The sequence below is a fragment of the Candidatus Bodocaedibacter vickermanii genome, assembly GCF_014896945.1.
In the GTDB taxonomy this organism is placed as follows: Bacteria; Pseudomonadota; Alphaproteobacteria; order UBA6184; family UBA6184; genus Bodonicaedibacter; species Bodonicaedibacter vickermanii.
On record NZ_CP054719.1, the window covers coordinates 21,948 to 40,142 of the forward strand.

Genomic DNA, 18,195 nt, shown 5'->3' on the forward strand with positions numbered 1-18,195 from the left:
TATGCGCCAAGAATGGAAAGATGCATTCGAAACGATGCGTCATAATATCACTGTATTGCGGAGGTTTCTTTGACTGGGATAATGCGCTAACTCGGTTAGATTCATTAACTCAATCATCTGAAGATCCCCATTTGTGGGACGATCAGGCGAATGCTCAAAAAATCTTAAAAGAAAAAACGATATTAGGCGATAAAATTCAAGCCGTTCGAAATCTTGAAACCAGTGTTAACGATGCTGAAGAACTGGCTGACATGGCAGAAGAATCTGCTGATGATGCCTTTATTGCAGAGTGTGAGTCTCAGATTCAATCGTTATTAAAACAGTCGGATACTATGCGGTTAGAAGCCTTGCTATCGGGTGAGGCGGATCCCAACCCATGTTTCGTTGAAGTCCATTCTGGGGCAGGGGGGACGGAAGCTCAAGATTGGGCGTTAATGTTATACCGCATGTATACGCGCTGGGCTGAACGACGAAAATTTAAAGTAACGTATATGGAAGAAAGCCCTGGTGAAGAAGCCGGCATAAAATCGGCGATTATCAAAATTACCGGGCACATGGCATATGGTTGGTTAAAAAAAGAATCTGGCGTTCATCGATTAGTTCGAATTTCTCCGTTTGATTCATCTGCGCGACGTCATACCAGTTTCGCATCCATTTGGGTGTACCCTGAAATTGATACAGATATTGATATCGTGATTGAAGATAAAGATCTGCGCATTGATACCTATCGTTCATCAGGAGCAGGTGGACAGCATGTGAACACGACGGATTCTGCGGTTCGTATCACACATCTTCCCACTGGGATTGTTGTTCAATGTCAAAACGAACGCTCTCAACATAAAAACAAGGCAACCGCTATGAAGATGTTGCAATCCAGGATTTATGAACAAGAGATTCGAAAACGAGAAGAAGAAACCCAAAAAACGAATGCCATCAAAGGCGACAACGGTTGGGGAAATCAGATTCGTTCCTATGTCTTGCACCCCTATCAAATGGTCAAAGACCTGCGCACCGGATATGAAACTGGTAACACAGGCGCCGTATTGGATGGCGCCATTGATGGGTTCTTGGAAAGCTGTTTGAGTCATATTGATGATTAGGCAGCGTGACGCTGCACCCAACAGGTTAGATTATTAGGTTAGTGTAATCTATACATCTGCGGACGCCTTCATTCTAATAATGCGATCTTGGATGCTTTGAGAGTAACGGATCCTTTACCGTTGCTCTGTCGTCATCTTCTAGAGTATAAGCACCATGAGCTTTACGATGTCGAAGCGTTGATGTTGTTTCTTGTGTCTTTTTAGCTACTTCGATTCGAGTATATTCTTCAACTCTACGTTTCGCCTCTTCTTCAACAGCAATAGCGTCTAAGCGTTCGCGTTCAATACGAATGGCTTCAAGAGCATCAGCTTTAGATGCCCCTCCATGAACTCGCCATTTACCAAGCACTTTAAAAAGGTCAGATCTTGCTTTTGATGCGGGTATTCTAATATCTAATCCTGGTATTTGAACTCCACAAATTTCTCCATATTGAAATAGACCTTCAAAAAATACAACCGTATCTGAAGTTAGATCATAAAGTGTTTTAACCAAAGACATATATAAATTCATAATTTCTTCAACGGAATAGTACTCATCTCCCCACAATAAACTAGAACTCTTTAAGGGATTCTTTAAAATATACATAAGACTTATTGCTATTGCATGTGCTTTCCCCCCTTTAGTTCCAAGATGCTCAGTATCAAATTTTACTGTGTCGATAATAGGGGTTCCAAAAATAGAGCAGCCATCAGGCAATGGAACGGTATCCATTTTGCGTTCTACTTCAGCTAAGATTTTTTCAGATTGAGATGAAGCAAAACAAATACTGCTAAAAAAAACTTGAAAACATACAGAAAGAAAAATAACATTTTTCATGATGGACTCCTACACAATCTTCCATAACCATAACAACTTAAATTATTATTGAAGATTAGTGAGCCTTAAGCTTTCCACGAGGAAGTAAGCGATCTCTTGCAGATGCGTGCTCATCGTCTGATTCATGATGTGTATGATGTCGAGTTGTTAACGCTGCTTTGATTCGGGCATCAGCTTTACGTTTCGCCTCTTCTTCAACAGCAATAGCGTCTAATCGTTCGCGTTCAATACGAATGGCTTCAAAGGCATCATCCGGTCTTGTGTCTTTATATATTTTCCAGTTAGCAATTTTATTATAATTAGCCGCTCTTTCTGGTTGCTTTGGAATAGAGATAGGGGTTTTGTATACAGTGCTATTTTCTAAGACTTCCTGAAAAAATCTGATGGCAGATGGTGTTAGGTTGTAAAGTCCTGCAACAAGCAAGCTATAAGACTTTTTAATAGCTTCAAGTCTTTCTTCTCTGTTTCCTGCATAGGATTCAGATCTTCTTAGAAGTTTTGAAAGTTCTAGAGCTGCATCAAAGCATGATCTTTTACTATCGCTCATGTGTTCAAAATCGAAAGGTTTGCTTCCCGGACAAGGATTTCCAAACACAGACATTCCATCTGGAAGGGGGGTTTGGCTCATATATTGATATGTGGCTGAAAGAATCTGACCATCTTCGACAGTAAGTTTTGTGGCAGCAGAAGAAACCTGGCACATAAATACAAGAATTAAGAAAGTTTGTTTCATAATAACCTCCAATAAATCAGCCTAGTTTAGATATAAACCAGGCTGATTTATTTGTCAAGTTTTAGTTGATCGTGGCTGCATCAGAAGTAGATAAAGGTGTGTTTAATTTCTGTAACTCTGCATACAACTGTTGGGTGGTATTAGCTGTTAGAAATATTTTGCGTAAAATTGCGCTGGAATCAGGTAAGTTTTTTGATACCCAATATTGAGTTAGAGTTTTAACAAGAAAAGTTTTTTCTTGTGGATTAGAGAAGATATTGTTCCATGATTTTTGGATTTGAATTGTTGCGTCAGAGGTTTTTCCTTCTTTCCACCAAGTAAAAATTTTAGTTAAAGCGGCTAAAAATACGCCTAACGTAGAAGCTCCACCCATGGGGACTAAAATACCTAATCGCCAAGTAGATTCTTTTTCTACGCTACACAAAAATAATACATATAAATATAAATCTACACACGTGCACATCACAATCACGGCATAAAGTTGTGGAGTCCATATGTAGAAGACTTATAGTTTGTAATGCTATTAATAAATTCATTGATTGATGTTGCAATAGATTGACGAGCCTCTGCTGTGCTAGATGGGTAGAGTCCCATTGTATTGAGTTGTTCGGAGATTGTCTTCAAAGCTCTGTCTTTTATCAAAAAATCAGTGCTAGTGAAAGCGTCTGCAAATAAATCATCAATATCTGCAACTACAGCTGGGGTAGGTGGAGCCAATCGCAGTAAGGTAGCGTTCATTGTACCTTGTCTATTTTCAAGTGCTATAACTTTTGACGCTAGCTGCTCTGATGTAGTCTCGACGGATCTTCGCAAACTAGCAACTTCTGCCATAAGTTGTTTGAGTATAAGCTCAAATTTTGTTTCTGCTGTGGGCTCTTCTGTTTCAAGAGCAGGTTGTGGGTCTACATGAGCTACTACTGTAGCCGCAGCTTGATCTTGTCCAACGGTTGGTGATACGGCGTGTTGAACATCGGGCAATACTCCCTTTACCCCAGATAAAGTTCCCAATATTAATGCAGTTGATAACAGTAAACGTTTCATTGTGTTTTTTCCTCAAATGGATGTCATGTCCCTATAGATAGGGATACTGATTGATTATTTCAAGTAAAATTGTTTTTATAAAAAACTGATGCAATTTTTTCTTAATCGACTTATACTTGCGCCAACGAAAAAGAGTAATAGAGTATGTCTTCAAAACAGCCGTATAAACTGCATATTGAACCGGGAGTGGTTTATTCCTGGTGTAGTTGTGGTTTTTCAGCGACTGAACCACTATGTGATGGCAGTCATCGTACAGAAACCGAAAACAAACGTTCGGTAAAATTTCAAAGTGACAACGCAAAAGACGTTATGCTATGTATGTGTAAACATACAAAGAACCCTCCGTATTGTGATGGCAGTCACAATCAATTTGAATAGAAAGAAGAGAAAAATGAAAGAATTTGTATTTACCAGTGAATCCGTATCCGAAGGACATCCAGATAAAGTATGCGATCGTATTTCGGACAGTATCCTAGACGCATTTTTAGCAGAAGATCCATTTGCTCGCGTTGCACTTGAAACATTAGCAACAACAAACAAAGTTGTGTTGGCCGGTGAAGTTCGTGGAGCTTTAACAGACGCGCAAATGGAAGACATTGCACGTGAAGCCGTTCGTCAAATCGGATATGAACAAGAAGGTTTCCACTGGAAAAACTTAGATGTTGATGTGTATGTTCACAGCCAATCAGCTGATATTGCGATGGGTGTTGATTCATCGTCTTCAAAAGAAGAAGGTGCCGGCGACCAAGGGATTATGTTTGGATATGCTTGCCGTGAAACACCAGAATTAATGCCAGCGCCAATTCAATATGCGCACCGTATTCTTCATGAATTAGCGGACATGCGTCACAATGGACTCAGCATTTTGGGACCTGATGCAAAAAGCCAAATCAGCTTATTATATCATGATAACAAGCCAGTAAAAGCAACGTCTGTTGTTGTATCAACTCAACATGCTGAAGGCGTTACTGCAGAAGAAATTCGCGAAATTGTTCGTCCAATCGTATTGCGCACATTACCAGAAGGTTGGATGTGTGATGAAAAAGATTTCTACGTTAACCCCACAGGGCGCTTTGTGATCGGTGGACCCGATGGCGACTCTGGTTTAACTGGACGTAAGATCATTGTGGATACCTATGGCGGTATGTGCCCTCATGGTGGTGGTGCATTCTCTGGTAAAGATCCAACAAAAGTGGATCGTTCAGCGGCATACATCGCACGTTATTTAGCAAAGAACATCGTAGCATCGGGTATTGCTGACAAGTGTACGATTCAATTGTCCTATGCAATTGGTGTTGCTCATCCGTTGTCAATCTATGTTGATTTTGGTGATCACACACGTATTGATGATGCCTATGAAGTTGCTAAGAAAATTGGCGAAATCGTTGATCTAACACCAAAAGGTATTCGGACTCATTTACAGTTGAACCGTCCAATTTATACGCCAACAACGGCCTATGGACACTTTGGTCGTCAACCAGGATCAAACGGTGAGTTCAGTTGGGAAAAATTAGATCTAGTTGAAACATTACGCAGCGAATTTGCTCACTTATTAATTCACGCATAATGTCTGATTTAGTTTCTAAAAGCACACGTACATTTGGGCGCCGTCAAGGGCGCCCAATTAAAGACACAAAACAACAGCTGATGGATGAGCTGTTTCCGACAATTTCCATTGAATTGCCAGAGGTCGACTATTTAATTAATCCTGACATTTACTTTGATCAAAAAGCTCCTGTATGGTTTGAGGTTGGTTTTGGTGGTGGAGAACATATCGCACAGTTAGCCGTTCAGCATCCCGATATTAATTTCATTGGGTGTGAACCCTTCATGAATGGTGTTGCCTCGTTGGTGAATCATATACAAGAGCAGCACATTTCCAATATTCGTATTTTTCAGGGGAATGCTCTTGATGTGTTAAAATCATTTAATCACGAGTGTTTGTCTCGGTTTTATTTAATGTTTGCGGATCCATGGCCGAAAAAGCGCCATCATAAACGTCGGTTTATCCAAAACGATATCTTAAATTTGGTGATTCCAAAACTGATGTTAAATGCAGAGTTCCGTTTGGCGACAGACCACGAAAGTTATCAGCAGTGGATGGTACAGCATTTGCGGAATCGAACTGATTTAAAGGAAGTCCTCTGTACATTTGATAAGCCGACTGATTGGCCAAATACTCGATATGAAGCAAAAGCCATCGAAGAAGGTCGTAAGCCCTTGTATCTAATATTCCAACGCGTTCAATAAAACATCCCGCTAAGACTTGATATAGCCAATCACGTATAATAATGGTGTGGTAGTTTTTGAGATAGTTGATTCGCTTTTTGAGATTTTTAAAGTCCTCATCTTCGAGGGCTTTTTTATTTCATGCTAACTATTCTATAGCTAGAGTAATTTAATTTGGGTACAGGAACGAGGCGAGACATGTACTAAAATGTACATTAACGACCGAGTGACGCATACCCAGATTATAAGAAGTCAGCTATAATAAATTTCTTAAGACAATTTTAAGTTTTATCTCTATACTATAAATCAAAAAAGAAGAAGAAAATGTATAAATATCTTTTTGTTATAGTCTTTTCAGTAGCGAGCTTAAATGCATGTGAATTCGTGAATGGAGTAACGATTCAAGATCCTAAAGTTTCAAAACTGTTTGCGACTGCGGAGATATTATTCAGTGATAATGAAATTGCTAGACGTGCAATTGAAGACCTGTATGTACAGTATCTATGTTTACTTGCAAATAAAGCACCGCTTAGAACCATCCCTCTAAATGATGGTGGAATCATTACAGCATTAGAATCTTTGATTGCTTCCAAAAGATAAATCAATCTCAGTAAGATTATTTCTTTTCTGTCCAGTTGCCATCTTTGTTTCTATGGTATTTTTTCTTTACCGCAGACCAGGCTACTTTATGACATATTTCTTCTAAACTGTCGGTGGGATTATTTCGATTCTTTTTTAGGTGATATTCTGTGTGGGCATTGTTATAACTGGCTCGATAAATTTCTTGGGCATGTTCGGGTAAAACATTTCGGACAGAATCGGGTAAGTTACTCTTTGATTTATAGTCCCCTTTATGGTTAAAACCTTCGCCTTCCAGGCGAAAAAGACTTCAGTCCTTGGTAAAGGAAAAGAGGCGAGGTATTGAAAAAAAGGAGTAAATATGATACCCTAGCTTAGTCTTCAAGCGCTAGCGCTTGAGAAACGCGACGGGTATCATATGACAGATTATAGCAAAACCAGCCACACCGTATTTTACCATAGATATCACTTAGTATGGATCACCAAGTATCGTAAACGAGTTCTAAGTGGTGAATTAAGATTACGAGTGCGTGAGGTGATCGCACAGGTTGCTGATGAACTGGGTGTTAAGGTTTGCAATGGCGTGTTGTCAGCAGATCATGTGCATATTTTTGTAGAAATACCTCCCCACGTATCGGTCAGTGAATTTGTAAAAATAGCAAAGGGACGATCGTCAAGAAAGATTCAGCAGGAGTTTCCTAATATCAAGAAAGAATATTGGGGAAGACACTTCTGGGGGCGAGGGTTCTTTAGTTCAACGAGCGGCAATGTTACTGATGACATCATTAATGCCTACATCAACAATCATACGGACTCTTTCCAGTCAAATAACCTTTCTAATATCTCTTTAGAGTAGTCAGAGACTTCCAGTCTGTAATTACAACCTACCAGCTTCAGCTGGTAGTGGTTGAGATGGCATGATGGATCTCCTTTTCACGGGAATACATCTATGTAGTTAAACAGAAAAATCAAACAATTCAACTGAATAAGGTGGGGCGAGTGATCGGAATCGAACCGACGGCCTCAAGAGCCACAATCTTGCGCTCTAACCAACTGAGCTACACCCGCCATAAGATGTACACTTTTACCCTATTTACACCTTGATAGTCAAGCTGAATTGAAGATAAGAATAAAAAATATAAACAATGCTCAAAAAAAACATGTGCATCTTTTCTGTTTCGTAAATCATCTGTGTTTTTTATTCGCAGGACTGAATAAATCTGATATAACACCCTAATATATTACGGGTTTTGACTATGAAGCGGTCTATTATGTATGTGGTGCTTGCGGTAATTGCTTTTATGGATAAGCTGCCACCCTCGTTAGCAGAGCAAGCTGAAAAGAATCAAATTTTTTGGGATAGTAAACAGCGCAGTCCCATAGCCATTTTTGGTCAAGGCTTTTACCTTGAACGATGCCAAGAAAATAACCCAGCTCACCAAAAACTATTTGAAAATATTTACACAGACCCAGATACCATGAAATATTGGGGGGCAGGGGATGTTCGTTCAAAAGAAGAATCCTTAGCCGCAGTAAAGCGATATGCAACCCCTTGGCGATATCATCAGCTTACGGGAGGCTTTGTTGTAGTTCACCAAGGACGCCCCGTTATGTTGGTTGGAGTAGGTTTGTTTCAAGCTGCCGGAGTTAGCGAGTTTTATATCATGGCGGATCCATCCGCTCGTGGTAAAGGCTTGGCAACAGATGTGATGAAGGCATTATATCGGTGGTGTGTGTTTTTACAAGAATCAAAGCTTCCTGTCTTTATAAACTACACTAATGGAAAAAAAGCTCCGCTAGATACTGTGTTTGCAACGGCTAGTGAAGAAAATATTGCAAGCATTCGTTTGATGTTAAAAAGTGGATTTAAGCCGATTAAATCGTTGCACAGATATCGTAAAGGATTTCCATCCTATGCGCAGATGTTCCCAGCGCCATCTCAGATTAAAGGGCTGGATGATGGTCATTTATCTATGATTTATCCAACTCGATTTATGAAGCGAAAAGCAGGCTTTGAGTTAAAAGTTAAAGAGCTATCTAAATAGGGCAACCTGGCAACGTGCCGTTGCACCCATTAGGTCAGATCCGATGTGTTCTGACACGGATTATAAGAAACAACTTTGCAATAGTTAGAAATTTATTCCTATAGCTCTATTGGATCCAGCGTCACGCTGGTGGATGCAACGTCACGTCGCGAATTAATAAAGGTTAACAATTTTTTAATTTTTCTGATTTTCGCACACCCCCCGCCCTAGTCACCCTCAGTGACCTTCGGGTGGGGGGACAAAACCCACTCCCTAAATCGAAACTAAATAGACGAAACAATCCGTCATTTCTTCTCGAAACGGTGGGCAAAAAATAATAATGTATGAGCGCTTTAAACTTACTATACCTCACAAAAGTTAACAAGAAGTTGACAAGGCAAAATATTTACAAATCGTATTATCTAATGGATCCAACGGAACGTTGGCAGCGTGACGCTGCACTCAGTAGACTGATGCGAATAAATCTCTAACTTCGTAACACTGCTTTTTATAATCCGTGTCCAAACATATCGAATCTAACTTAACGCATGCAATCGCAGATTGTTCTTGACTTCCCCAACTTCTTATGTATACTGATAGCTAGAATTGCGAAGAGGCTACCCAAAAACCGGGTAGCCTTTTTTCGTTCTACGTCCCAAAAGTATTTCAGCCAAATGATCTGGCAACAGATCCTTGACGAGGTTTGGTTGAAACACTCAAAGACGAAACGCCGAATCGAATCTCCAGTACAGGAACTCAAACTACCCGATCAGTAGTCACAGCCCTGTAAACAACCCCTAGAGCCGACGGGCTCGTAAAACACCGACTTTGTATTTTATACTAAAGTCCGCCTTTCCCCATTCGTGTAAGAAATGGGGTTCTTTTTGCACGTGCGGGTTACTGGGGATTCACTCGGTTTTAAACAACGCCAGCGTGACGCTGGCAACGTGACGTTGCATCCGATAGTTAGATCGGGTGTGATTGGACACGGACTCTATATAACTTAACTTTGAAAGCTACAAACACAGCACTTTCAAACAACAACAAGGAACTAAAACACTACCAAATTCAAAAACATCTCAAATTCATTTTTCACCCTTACCCCTCCTGCACCGAAGGTAGGTCAAAAATCTCCTTCATCCCCTCACTTTGTATCTTATTACATATTTCAAATCACATCGGATGTAACCCATTGAGTCCAGCGTCACGCTGGCGTCACGGTGCCACACCTCAAACCACACCCAATCTAACTCAAAAAATCAGAATCCTCACCATCTCCGCGGCAATAATCTGTGTCACAGCGCGTCGGATGTAACCCATTGAGTCCAGCGTCACGCTGGCGTCACGGTGCCACACCTCAAACCACACTCAATCTAACTCAAAGAATCAGAATCCTCACCATCTCCACGGCAATAATCCGTGTCACAGCGCATCGGATCTAATCTATTGAGTCCAGCGTCACGCTGGTGCAACGTCACGTTGCCTAATGGGTGCAGCATCATGCTGCCAACGTCACATGACCTTACGGTTTTCGTTATTTGAAATCCGTGTTCGATCACGCCCAATCTAACCCATTGGGTCCAGGGATCATCCCTGGTGCAACCTCAGGTTGCCTGGCGTCGTCGAATGAAAATAATGGTTAATACCAAAACGCCAGTCATTAGCTTTAAATCCGTTGGGGTTAATCCCATACTTATAATAAATGCGGATATGACTTGATAGGCAATGGATCCAATGATGGGTGCGATAAGTTGCCGTAACATCGTGTGAGGGGATAACAGAACTTCGCCAATCATTAGTGATGCTAGTGCCTGAACTAAAATACCGATCCCCATGTTCACATCGGCAAATTCTTGGTATTGCGCCATTAGCGACCCGCCGATACCACTGAATATGCTGGCAAGGCTTCCAGCAATCAGACCGAAACTTAAAGGTGAAAATCCATAAGATTTGCAGAGTGTTTGGTTTTTTCCAGTGGCTAAAAAGATCAGTCCGGAATACGTTTTTAAGTATCCATATAGGGTTATCAAAGGAAGTACTACAAACGCACTGGCAATCACATAATTCAAGCTGTCTTCAGCATTTTTTAGAAATAGGCTCTGCGTATCGAATAAAGGTAGGTTGGACGTTCCCATGATTCTAAGATAAACTGTAAATAGCATGGTTAGGATAATGATGCCCGATAACAAGGGGTCAATCTTTAAAGTATGGCTGATGTACCGACTTAGGGCACCAACGCTGCCGCATCCGATGATAACGCATAACAAGGTTAGGGGCTGTGATAACTCCATGGTTAGACAGACTCCCGTGATGGCTGCACCTAATGTAAACGTACCTTCGGGGGTTAAGTCTGCGGTATTAAATAGTCGGAATGAGATCATGATGCCTGTTGCGGGCAATGACAGTATTAGCCCTTGCATAAGCGATAGGGGGATTAACTCTAGAAAGATGCTTAGCATGAGAAAACTCCAATATTTAACAGCGCATCGATCAGTTGATGGTGCGTTAAGGTTGTTTTCTGCTTTTCATCAAACTCTTTCGCAACGGTACCTTCGTGTAAAATAACAATGCGATTACCATACTGAATCGCTTCTTGCAGGTTATGCGTGATCATAACGCATGTGATGTTATGTTGGGTCACCATGCTATGGGTTAATGCCATGATTCGCGTTGCGGTATTTGGATCAAGGGCAGAGGTATGTTCATCTAATAACAGCAGCTTGGGCATTTGCTGCAATGCCATGATGAGGCTTAGGGCTTGACGTTGGCCTCCTGAAAGGTCAGATACTTTTGTAGACAGACGGTTTTCCAATCCAAGCTCACACAAACTTAGCTGGTGCTTAATATGATTAATGTCGGGTTTTCTAAACACTAATGGGGCGGCACGCCCTCTTAATAACGCCATTTCCATATTCTCTTGTATCGTGAAATCTCCCACGGTGCCATGTAAAGTATTTTGAGACACATAGGCGATGTCGCGTGCAAGCTCTTTTGCAGATAGAGCGCTCGTTGATTTTCCATCCAGGTGGATCGATCCGCTGCTATGCGACAGTTTTCCCAATACGGTACTGAATAAGGTTGATTTACCTGCGCCGTTTTCTCCCAAAAGGTGAACGAATTCACCGTGGTTAATCGTTAAGGTTAGCTGGTTTAAAATGGTTCGCGAGCCATATCCAGCAGTGATGTTATTAAGTGTAAGCATGATTACTGTCCCACATATGTAACGTTTGGATAAGACTTAGGTGGAAGGCTTATCTTAAGTCGTTTTGCAACGGTTGAGCTGATCACTCCATAATGATCTACAGCCTTTGGGTAGATTGGGGCAATCGATGATATGGGTTTTTTATCCATCAACTCTTTGATAATCATTGCAACGGCATGACCTAGTCGTACATAACTCACAGAAAAGCTGCCCAACGCTTGGTGAGATGTCACGGCAGCCTCATTAAAGTTAAATATCGGTACGTTTGCTCGATTTGCTTGCTGAACAATAACGGGTAGGGCAGGTTGAATCATGTTGCTGGGGCCAACATATAGGGCATCCACTGATGGTGTGGCAGCTCGAATCCGATGGGGTAAGTCTTGCAAATTATCAACCGGGATGGGCACAATGTCGATATCTTTGGCTGCAGCTTTAAACGATTCAAGTAAAGCACGATCGTTGGCTTCATTTTGAGCATAAGGGATACCAATGCGTTTTAAGCATGGCAAGTGATGTTTCATAAACCCTATAATTGAGGCAGCATCTTGTTGGTCTGAGACTCCTGTCATAGTATCAGTTGGCGCACTTTTTGATACCAGCAATTTTGCTTCTACAGGATCGGTAATTGCAGCAAAGACGATAGGGATGGATGTTCCTCTGAAAATAGTTTTGGCGTGCTGAGTGACTGACGTTGTAATCGTGATTAGAATATCGGGCTTTTTAGCTTTAAAAGCAGTTAGCATCTTTGGAATTTGCGTCATATCAAAGTTGACATGTTGAATATCAAATGTAACATCTAATCCTAAATCTTTTGCTTTTGATTCAATACCATTGACCACGTCAATTAGACTTTGATGGGGGCCTAAGTTTGCAATAGCAACTTTAAAGGGGGCAGAAAAGATTGATGTAAGTGTTAGCGTAAGGCTAATTAGAACTGTTGCAAGATGACGAAACATAATTTACTCCATTTAAATTTATAATACTAAATACGATAGATGCGAAAGAGCTTGGCCATCGCCACCATCGGTTAGTATTCAATAATTTAATCAAAGTAAGGTTCATATGTTTTAATAAAATTAATCACGTTCACACTATACGTCTTTAATAGTTAATGCAAGATTAAAAAGAAGTTCAAGTTTAGAGGAAAATATAGTCTATTTATCTCATCCCATTCTACCTACTGGAAAAACATAATCATTTATGCTATCAGAATAGCTATCATTCAATGGGCTATTGCCCAAAGAAACTGAATTAAAGAAAATAAACGAGGCAAAATGTTGAGATATTTGATTCATTGGGGCGTGTGTTTGGGATTCATTTTAGGGTGCAAAGGGCAAGAGCTATCTGCTGCTGAATGGACTTGCGTAGGCCTCGATACTCCTAATGGTGGTATGGTTGAGCCCTTCACACAAGAGCTTTTTCTAACGCACGGTCATGGCTCGATCAAGTTTGAGTCAGTTAATCCTTTGCAAGGCTTTACATCACAAAAAGTGTCTATGGAAGGTTATTCAAGGACCTGTGAAGAAAGTAATGCAAGTGACATATATGATATTGCTATGCAGCTATTAATTATACATGATGCAATGGTTGCGTGTGATCACAAGAATACACTAGGAATATTTTTGACGTCATGTGCTAAAGATTTCGCAGAGTATACGACCCAAGTGTTTCAACGAGATTATGTATTATTATGGCAGTCATGCATTTTTTATATGAAAGTTCGCAGTGCTAATGATCCTTTGTTTATTAGGCATGCACAAAAAGCATTTGATTTAGCCGACGTTCATGAAGACGCGGAGCGTGTAATGTTTGTGCTAAATTTCTTTTTAGATAAATTGATAAGTCAAGTAGGAAGGTTTGTAGCCCACCTAATGATTCTTGCTGAGTTACGAAGTGCTCAAAATCCAAGGTTTTTGGAACGCGTAGTATTGGTATTTCAATCAAGACCTGCTCTTCGCCTTCCTGCCTATCAAGAGGCTGTGAAATCTCTTCCATCACCACCTTCTTATACTGAACCAGAATAATGGGGCAAACAAGATTTCCCCATGGTTAGATTTTATTTTTCTGATGACTTTTGCATTTTATGTTGATGAATTCTTTTTATGAGATTCTTGTAAAGTCTGGGGTTAAAGTCAGGCCTGTGAAAAAGGGCATTACATGCTTTGGTATAAGACTTTGTACAATCCAATACAAACAACAAGTATGCAGTATTCGCAAGCACTTCTTGGGGGGTGTTTTGATCGGTAATAATCTGTTTTAATTGATAATCAAGTCTTCCTAAAACACGCGGTGTCAGAGTGGTACGATTTTCAGTATAATAATTATACGCTGAATTATAAATGTCTTCAGACGTGCTTTGGGTGAATTTTGCTGCTGAAATCAAATTAATGCTTAGTAGTAATGTTGTAGAAAAAGTCACAATTGTTATTTTATGTTTCATTATTGTTATCTCTGGCTAAGTTAATTATAGTGCGAATATCTGATCAATTGGTTTGGATTCATATACATTTTTCCACCATTTTTGCGAAGACATTTATGGAATTCGATATGCTCACAATCACCTTTGATAGAATTATATCTACATCCCTTTAATGTATTGCGTTTGTAAACTGTCAATCCGCCAAAGGCAGAATCAACGGCTACAAATGGGCTATTAACAGGATAGACTCGTTGGATTTGAGGAATGATGTCTGACCAATAGGTGTCAGGTTTATCATAATGAGCAAAAGGGAATTCACTGTTTCTAAACGCAAAGGCATCATACATTTCTCCCTTTTGATTGCTGATTCCATTGGATGCAATGGCATCCCACGATTCCCACGTTGCAAATGAGTGGTAAATTCCGCGGATATCAAATCCATAGGACATATCCATATCAATGACAATTAATACGTTGAAATCATCGTATTCGGGTTGATTGATTTCATCGATATACAGGTTGCGTACGTCGGCAAGAAATTGAATGCTGGGGCGTTTTTTATTGTGAAAGTCTTTTGAGATAATCGTTACGTGAGTGTTATGATCTGCCCAGTGTTTCAAAAGATCTTTTGTACCATCTTTGGAATCATTTTCAACGATCACTACTTTATAATCGTTACATTGATTGCCTAGATGTTCAATGTGGCGACGCATCGTCCAGAAATCAGTGGCATTATCACGGCTGATTCCGCAAATAATCATTTTTTGTTGAGATAGAACGTGCTTACCTTTATCAAGCATACGTTGATCCAGAACGTTAAGCTGGGTTGCGACTTCTAATGGATAAATCCACGGATATAGAAGCTCTTTGATTTTGATGCTATTCAACGTTGCACCCAAAGCTGCTATCACTAAGCAACTGATAAACAGGAGATAACGGGGGCGAGTTCTCATTATTATTGTTTTGCTTTCAAATAGGGTTTTAAATATTTGCCCGTATAGCTGGCTTTAACCTTACAGATTTCTTCTGGGGTTCCTTTCGCAACAATCGTTCCACCACGTTCACCGCCTTCGGGACCGATATCAATGATGTGATCTGCGGTTTTTATAACTTCAAGGTTATGTTCGATGACAAGGACGGTATTGCCTTGTCCCACAAGTTCCTGAAGGACAGACAACAACTGTTCAATATCATGATAATGAAGACCCGTTGTGGGTTCGTCTAGGATATATAACGTTTGACCTGTTGCTCGTTTTGAAAGTTCTTTGGATAGTTTAATGCGTTGAGCTTCACCACCAGATAGGGTGGTTGCACGTTGTCCTATCTGAATATAGCCAAGTCCGACGCGTTGCAAGGTTTCAAGTTTCCGGCGAATGGTCGGAACGTTTTCAAAGAAAATGACGCCGTCTTCAACCGTCATGGTCAACACATCTGCAATGGATTTGTCTTTATATTTCACATCTAGCGTTTCGCGATTATATCTGCGTCCTTTACATTGATCGCATTCAACATAGACGTCGGGAAGAAAATGCATTTCAATTTTAATGACGCCATCACCTTGGCAGGATTCGCATCGTCCGCCTTTGACGTTGAATGAAAATCTACCTGCGGCATATCCACGTGCTTTTGCTTCGGGTAGAGCTGCGAACCAATCGCGAATATAGTTGAAACACCCTGTATAGGTTGCAGGATTCGATCTGGGGGTTCTGCCAATCGGTGATTGATCAATATCAATGACTTTGTCGATATGTTCTAATCCCTTTATAGCTTTGTAATGACCCGGTGTATCGGATGCGCGGTAAAAATGTTTTGCTAATGCTTTGTATAAAGTCGCAATGACCAATGAGGATTTTCCACCTCCACTAACGCCCGTAACACACGTAAGAGTTCCCAATGGAATATCTACAGTAACGTTTTTTAGGTTGTTGTGAGTAGCGCCTTCGATACGCAGTGTGTTTCCAGAGCCTTTGCGACGTTCAGTCGGAAGTTCGATCGCTTGACGCCCTGAAAGGTAGGCTCCCGTTAAGCTTGCTGGATCTGCCATTACATAGCTTGGGATTCCTTCGGAAACGATAGTTCCACCGTGAACACCCGCAAAGGGTCCCATATCAATTAAGTAATCGCAGGCTTTCATCGTATCTTCATCATGTTCAACGACAATGACGGTGTTATCCAGGTTGCGCAGGTGTTTTAATGTGGCGATCAGTTGGTCATTATCGCGCTGATGTAATCCAATTGAAGGTTCATCCAGCACATACAACACGCCTGTTAATCCAGAACCAATTTGAGATGCCAGTCGAATGCGTTGGCTTTCTCCACCTGAAAGTGTTCCAGCTTTTCGAGAAAGTGTTAGATAGTTTAAGCCCACATTCACCAAGAAACTTAAGCGTTCACGGACTTCTTTCAGAATACGATGGGCAATTTCAGTTTGCTTTTGTGTTAGATGGGATTCTAATGTATTTGCCCATGTATGAGCGTCTTCAATAGAAAGTAATGTAATTTCACCAATGTGTTTTCCGTCAATTTTAACAGCTCTGGCACGTTCGCTTAATCGCCATCCATGACACGTTTCACAGGGTAAAGCTTTTTGATATTTAGACAGTTCTTCTTGAATCATATCGCTGCTGGTTTCGCGGAAACGTCGATCAAAGAAAGCAAGTAACCCTTCATAAGGTTTGCTTTTTTTGTAATGTCCATAACTGGTGGAATCAAAGATAAACATAATACGTTCGCGTGTACCATTCAAAAGGACATCTTTTAATTTTTTTGGAACATCTTTATAGGGCAATGATGGATCCACATCAAAATGTTTTGCGATACTGGTAAGTACACCTTGATAGTATCCTGCTTTATCCGTATTCCAGGGCGCTACCGCATCAATGAAGGGCAGGGCGTGATCGGGGATCAACAGGTCTGCATCAAAAACGACTTTTTCACCCAATCCATCACACGCTTCGCAAGCACCATGAGGGCTGTTGAATGAGAATAAGCGGGGCTCAATTTCTGGAATCGTAAAACCAGAGACTGGACATGCAAAGTTAGCAGAAAACATTTGGCGATCATTAGTCGTTGCGTCTTGAACATAGATCAAGCCTTGCCCCATATCCAGGGCAGTTTCTAATGTGTCCGCTAATCTGGTTTCAATTCCGGGTTTCATCACTAAACGATCAACGACAACCTCGATATCATGGCGGATATTTTTTTCAAGGGCAGGGACTTCGTCTAAGTTCATTAGCGTTCCATCAACGATAACGCGTAAGAATCCTTTTTTTTGAAGATCTGTTAATTCTTTTTTATATTCACCCTTTTTGCCGCGAGCGATGGGTGCCAGAATATAAAATTTCCAGCCCTCATCGTGAGTCATAATGCGATCCACCATTTGACTGACCGTTTGGCTTTCAATCGGTTTTCCGGTCGTTGGTGAGTAGGGGATGCCCACACGAGCATATAACAGGCGCAAATAATCATAAATTTCAGTAACTGTCGCAACCGTCGATCGAGGGTTTTTAGAGGTTGTTTTTTGCTCAATGGAAATAGCCGGTGATAATCCTTCGATCAGATCGACATCGGGTTTTTCCATCAGTTGCAAAAATTGACGAGCATAGGCCGATAAGCTTTCCACATATCGACGTTGTCCCTCGGCATAGATAGTATCAAATGCGAGGGACGATTTGCCTGATCCGCTGACCCCGGTAATTACAACCAATTTTCCTTTGGGAATATCTAGGTTAATATTTTTAAGGTTGTGTTCTCGAGCACCGCGAATATGGATAAATTTTGTGGGGTCATGCATGGGGTCATTCCCTTTATTTTGATTGGGGTTGATGTCCTATTCTTTTAGCATTTATTGCGTCGTGAGGCAAGATGATCATTTTGGTAACGTGCCGTTGCATCCAGTAATAGAATAGGTAAGTAACGTGTGTGCTTATAACACTTGTCGAAGCGCATCGGATCTAACCTAATGGATGCAACGGCACGTTGCTATGGTTTCTTCTTTACGGGATTCTTTATTGGTCGTGAAACATCAGAACCTACACGAGGAATTTCTTTA

Annotated in this window: 19 protein-coding genes and 1 tRNA gene; 8 read left to right on the forward strand and 12 right to left on the reverse strand. The window is 40.8% G+C overall.

Features of this window, described 5'->3' with window-relative positions:
• Nucleotide 1: 1 nt before the first annotated feature.
• Nucleotides 2-1,100 (forward strand): peptide chain release factor 2 gene (prfB, locus tag CPBP_RS00110; protein WP_350332032.1). Its coding sequence is split into 2 segments (ribosomal slippage): nucleotides 2-70 and nucleotides 72-1,100, totalling 1,098 coding nucleotides; the frame shifts between segments, so codons are not numbered across the junction.
• Nucleotides 1,101-1,173: 73 nt separating this feature from the next.
• Here the strand turns inward: prfB and CPBP_RS00115 are convergent.
• The 4 genes from CPBP_RS00115 to CPBP_RS00130 all read right to left on the reverse strand — a co-directional run bounded on the left by CPBP_RS00115 (nucleotide 1,174) and on the right by CPBP_RS00130 (nucleotide 3,691).
• Nucleotides 1,174-1,917 carry a hypothetical protein gene (locus tag CPBP_RS00115; RefSeq protein WP_350332033.1) on the reverse strand — a complete coding sequence of 248 codons (744 nt, stop codon included), beginning with the start codon at nucleotides 1,915-1,917 and terminating at the stop codon, nucleotides 1,174-1,176.
• A 55-nt stretch (nucleotides 1,918-1,972) separates the two neighbouring features.
• Nucleotides 1,973-2,650, reverse strand: coding sequence for a hypothetical protein (locus CPBP_RS00120; RefSeq protein ID WP_350332034.1), 678 nt, complete (start codon nucleotides 2,648-2,650; stop codon nucleotides 1,973-1,975).
• A gap of 61 nt (nucleotides 2,651-2,711) precedes the next feature.
• The gene (locus CPBP_RS00125) at nucleotides 2,712-3,113 is read right to left on the reverse strand and encodes a hypothetical protein (RefSeq protein ID WP_350332035.1); all 402 of its coding nucleotides are present in this window, start codon (nucleotides 3,111-3,113) and stop codon (nucleotides 2,712-2,714) included.
• 5 nt (nucleotides 3,114-3,118) lie between these two features.
• Entirely contained in the window at nucleotides 3,119-3,691 is a 573-nt protein-coding gene (locus tag CPBP_RS00130) for a hypothetical protein (RefSeq protein ID WP_350332036.1), read from the reverse strand.
• A 144-nt stretch (nucleotides 3,692-3,835) separates the two neighbouring features.
• Between CPBP_RS00130 and CPBP_RS00135 the strand changes: the two genes are divergently transcribed.
• The 4 genes from CPBP_RS00135 to CPBP_RS00150 all read left to right on the forward strand — a co-directional run bounded on the left by CPBP_RS00135 (nucleotide 3,836) and on the right by CPBP_RS00150 (nucleotide 6,520).
• A complete protein-coding gene (locus CPBP_RS00135) occupies nucleotides 3,836-4,069 on the forward strand; it encodes a CDGSH iron-sulfur domain-containing protein (protein WP_350332037.1) in 234 nt (77 codons plus the stop codon).
• Nucleotides 4,070-4,082: 13 nt separating this feature from the next.
• Nucleotides 4,083-5,258, forward strand: coding sequence for a methionine adenosyltransferase (metK, locus tag CPBP_RS00140; protein ID WP_350332038.1), 1,176 nt, complete (start codon nucleotides 4,083-4,085; stop codon nucleotides 5,256-5,258).
• The gene (trmB, locus tag CPBP_RS00145) at nucleotides 5,258-5,941 is read left to right on the forward strand and encodes a tRNA (guanosine(46)-N7)-methyltransferase TrmB (protein WP_350332039.1); all 684 of its coding nucleotides are present in this window, start codon (nucleotides 5,258-5,260) and stop codon (nucleotides 5,939-5,941) included. The genes metK and trmB overlap by 1 nt, the downstream gene beginning before the upstream one ends.
• Before the next feature lie 303 nt (nucleotides 5,942-6,244).
• Nucleotides 6,245-6,520: a hypothetical protein gene (locus CPBP_RS00150; protein ID WP_350332040.1), complete on the forward strand. Its 276-nt coding sequence runs from the start codon at nucleotides 6,245-6,247 to the stop codon at nucleotides 6,518-6,520.
• Between the two features lie 16 nt (nucleotides 6,521-6,536).
• Here CPBP_RS00150 and CPBP_RS00155 read toward each other — a convergent pair whose 3' ends face one another.
• Nucleotides 6,537-6,797, reverse strand: a complete 261-nt coding sequence (locus tag CPBP_RS00155) for a ChaB family protein (RefSeq protein ID WP_350332621.1) — start codon at nucleotides 6,795-6,797, stop codon at nucleotides 6,537-6,539.
• A gap of 120 nt (nucleotides 6,798-6,917) precedes the next feature.
• Between CPBP_RS00155 and tnpA the strand changes: the two genes are divergently transcribed.
• Nucleotides 6,918-7,355: an IS200/IS605 family transposase gene (tnpA, locus tag CPBP_RS00160; RefSeq protein ID WP_350331445.1), complete on the forward strand. Its 438-nt coding sequence runs from the start codon at nucleotides 6,918-6,920 to the stop codon at nucleotides 7,353-7,355.
• A gap of 135 nt (nucleotides 7,356-7,490) precedes the next feature.
• On the opposite strand, the gene CPBP_RS00165 is transcribed toward tnpA, so the two are convergent.
• Nucleotides 7,491-7,567: transfer RNA gene (locus tag CPBP_RS00165), tRNA-His, on the reverse strand.
• Nucleotides 7,568-7,755: 188 nt separating this feature from the next.
• On the opposite strand from CPBP_RS00165, the gene CPBP_RS00170 reads away from it, so the two are divergent.
• A complete protein-coding gene (locus CPBP_RS00170) occupies nucleotides 7,756-8,544 on the forward strand; it encodes a GNAT family N-acetyltransferase (protein ID WP_350332041.1) in 789 nt (262 codons plus the stop codon).
• A 1,583-nt stretch (nucleotides 8,545-10,127) separates the two neighbouring features.
• On the opposite strand, the gene CPBP_RS00175 is transcribed toward CPBP_RS00170, so the two are convergent.
• The 3 genes from CPBP_RS00175 to CPBP_RS00185 are packed head-to-tail and all read right to left on the reverse strand — an operon-like array spanning nucleotide 10,128 to nucleotide 12,681.
• The gene (locus tag CPBP_RS00175; RefSeq protein ID WP_350332042.1) at nucleotides 10,128-10,982 is read right to left on the reverse strand and encodes an ABC transporter permease; all 855 of its coding nucleotides are present in this window, start codon (nucleotides 10,980-10,982) and stop codon (nucleotides 10,128-10,130) included.
• Nucleotides 10,976-11,725, reverse strand: a complete 750-nt coding sequence (locus CPBP_RS00180) for an ABC transporter ATP-binding protein (RefSeq protein ID WP_350332043.1) — start codon at nucleotides 11,723-11,725, stop codon at nucleotides 10,976-10,978. The genes CPBP_RS00175 and CPBP_RS00180 overlap by 7 nt, the downstream gene beginning before the upstream one ends.
• Before the next feature lie 2 nt (nucleotides 11,726-11,727).
• Nucleotides 11,728-12,681 carry an ABC transporter substrate-binding protein gene (locus tag CPBP_RS00185; protein WP_350332044.1) on the reverse strand — a complete coding sequence of 318 codons (954 nt, stop codon included), beginning with the start codon at nucleotides 12,679-12,681 and terminating at the stop codon, nucleotides 11,728-11,730.
• Between the two features lie 318 nt (nucleotides 12,682-12,999).
• On the opposite strand from CPBP_RS00185, the gene CPBP_RS00190 reads away from it, so the two are divergent.
• A complete protein-coding gene (locus CPBP_RS00190; protein WP_350332045.1) occupies nucleotides 13,000-13,749 on the forward strand; it encodes a hypothetical protein in 750 nt (249 codons plus the stop codon).
• 32 nt (nucleotides 13,750-13,781) lie between these two features.
• On the opposite strand, the gene CPBP_RS00195 is transcribed toward CPBP_RS00190, so the two are convergent.
• From CPBP_RS00195 to uvrA, 3 genes are read right to left on the reverse strand one after another with little or no spacing between them, the layout of a single operon-like run.
• Nucleotides 13,782-14,165, reverse strand: a complete 384-nt coding sequence (locus tag CPBP_RS00195; protein ID WP_350332046.1) for a hypothetical protein — start codon at nucleotides 14,163-14,165, stop codon at nucleotides 13,782-13,784.
• A gap of 20 nt (nucleotides 14,166-14,185) precedes the next feature.
• The gene (locus tag CPBP_RS00200; protein WP_350332047.1) at nucleotides 14,186-15,097 is read right to left on the reverse strand and encodes a hypothetical protein; all 912 of its coding nucleotides are present in this window, start codon (nucleotides 15,095-15,097) and stop codon (nucleotides 14,186-14,188) included.
• Between the two features lie 2 nt (nucleotides 15,098-15,099).
• Nucleotides 15,100-17,937: an excinuclease ABC subunit UvrA gene (uvrA, locus tag CPBP_RS00205; protein WP_350332048.1), complete on the reverse strand. Its 2,838-nt coding sequence runs from the start codon at nucleotides 17,935-17,937 to the stop codon at nucleotides 15,100-15,102.
• Nucleotides 17,938-18,195 lie beyond the last annotated feature (258 nt).

Coding starts and splice junctions, on each gene's coding strand:
- CPBP_RS00130 (WP_350332036.1), bottom strand. CDS start 3,691: ATGAAACGTTTACTGTTATCAACTGCATTAATATTGGGAACTTTATCT.
- CPBP_RS00115 (WP_350332033.1), bottom strand. CDS start 1,917: ATGAAAAATGTTATTTTTCTTTCTGTATGTTTTCAAGTTTTTTTTAGC.
- CPBP_RS00125 (WP_350332035.1), bottom strand. CDS start 3,113: ATGTGCACGTGTGTAGATTTATATTTATATGTATTATTTTTGTGTAGC.
- CPBP_RS00195 (WP_350332046.1), bottom strand. CDS start 14,165: ATGAAACATAAAATAACAATTGTGACTTTTTCTACAACATTACTACTA.
- CPBP_RS00180 (WP_350332043.1), bottom strand. CDS start 11,725: ATGCTTACACTTAATAACATCACTGCTGGATATGGCTCGCGAACCATT.
- CPBP_RS00185 (WP_350332044.1), bottom strand. CDS start 12,681: ATGTTTCGTCATCTTGCAACAGTTCTAATTAGCCTTACGCTAACACTT.
- CPBP_RS00200 (WP_350332047.1), bottom strand. CDS start 15,097: ATGAGAACTCGCCCCCGTTATCTCCTGTTTATCAGTTGCTTAGTGATA.
- CPBP_RS00120 (WP_350332034.1), bottom strand. CDS start 2,650: ATGAAACAAACTTTCTTAATTCTTGTATTTATGTGCCAGGTTTCTTCT.
- CPBP_RS00190 (WP_350332045.1), top strand. CDS start 13,000: ATGTTGAGATATTTGATTCATTGGGGCGTGTGTTTGGGATTCATTTTA.
- uvrA (WP_350332048.1), bottom strand. CDS start 17,937: ATGCATGACCCCACAAAATTTATCCATATTCGCGGTGCTCGAGAACAC.
- CPBP_RS00175 (WP_350332042.1), bottom strand. CDS start 10,982: ATGCTAAGCATCTTTCTAGAGTTAATCCCCCTATCGCTTATGCAAGGG.
- tnpA (WP_350331445.1), top strand. CDS start 6,918: ATGACAGATTATAGCAAAACCAGCCACACCGTATTTTACCATAGATAT.
- CPBP_RS00170 (WP_350332041.1), top strand. CDS start 7,756: ATGAAGCGGTCTATTATGTATGTGGTGCTTGCGGTAATTGCTTTTATG.
- CPBP_RS00150 (WP_350332040.1), top strand. CDS start 6,245: ATGTATAAATATCTTTTTGTTATAGTCTTTTCAGTAGCGAGCTTAAAT.
- metK (WP_350332038.1), top strand. CDS start 4,083: ATGAAAGAATTTGTATTTACCAGTGAATCCGTATCCGAAGGACATCCA.
- CPBP_RS00135 (WP_350332037.1), top strand. CDS start 3,836: ATGTCTTCAAAACAGCCGTATAAACTGCATATTGAACCGGGAGTGGTT.
- trmB (WP_350332039.1), top strand. CDS start 5,258: ATGTCTGATTTAGTTTCTAAAAGCACACGTACATTTGGGCGCCGTCAA.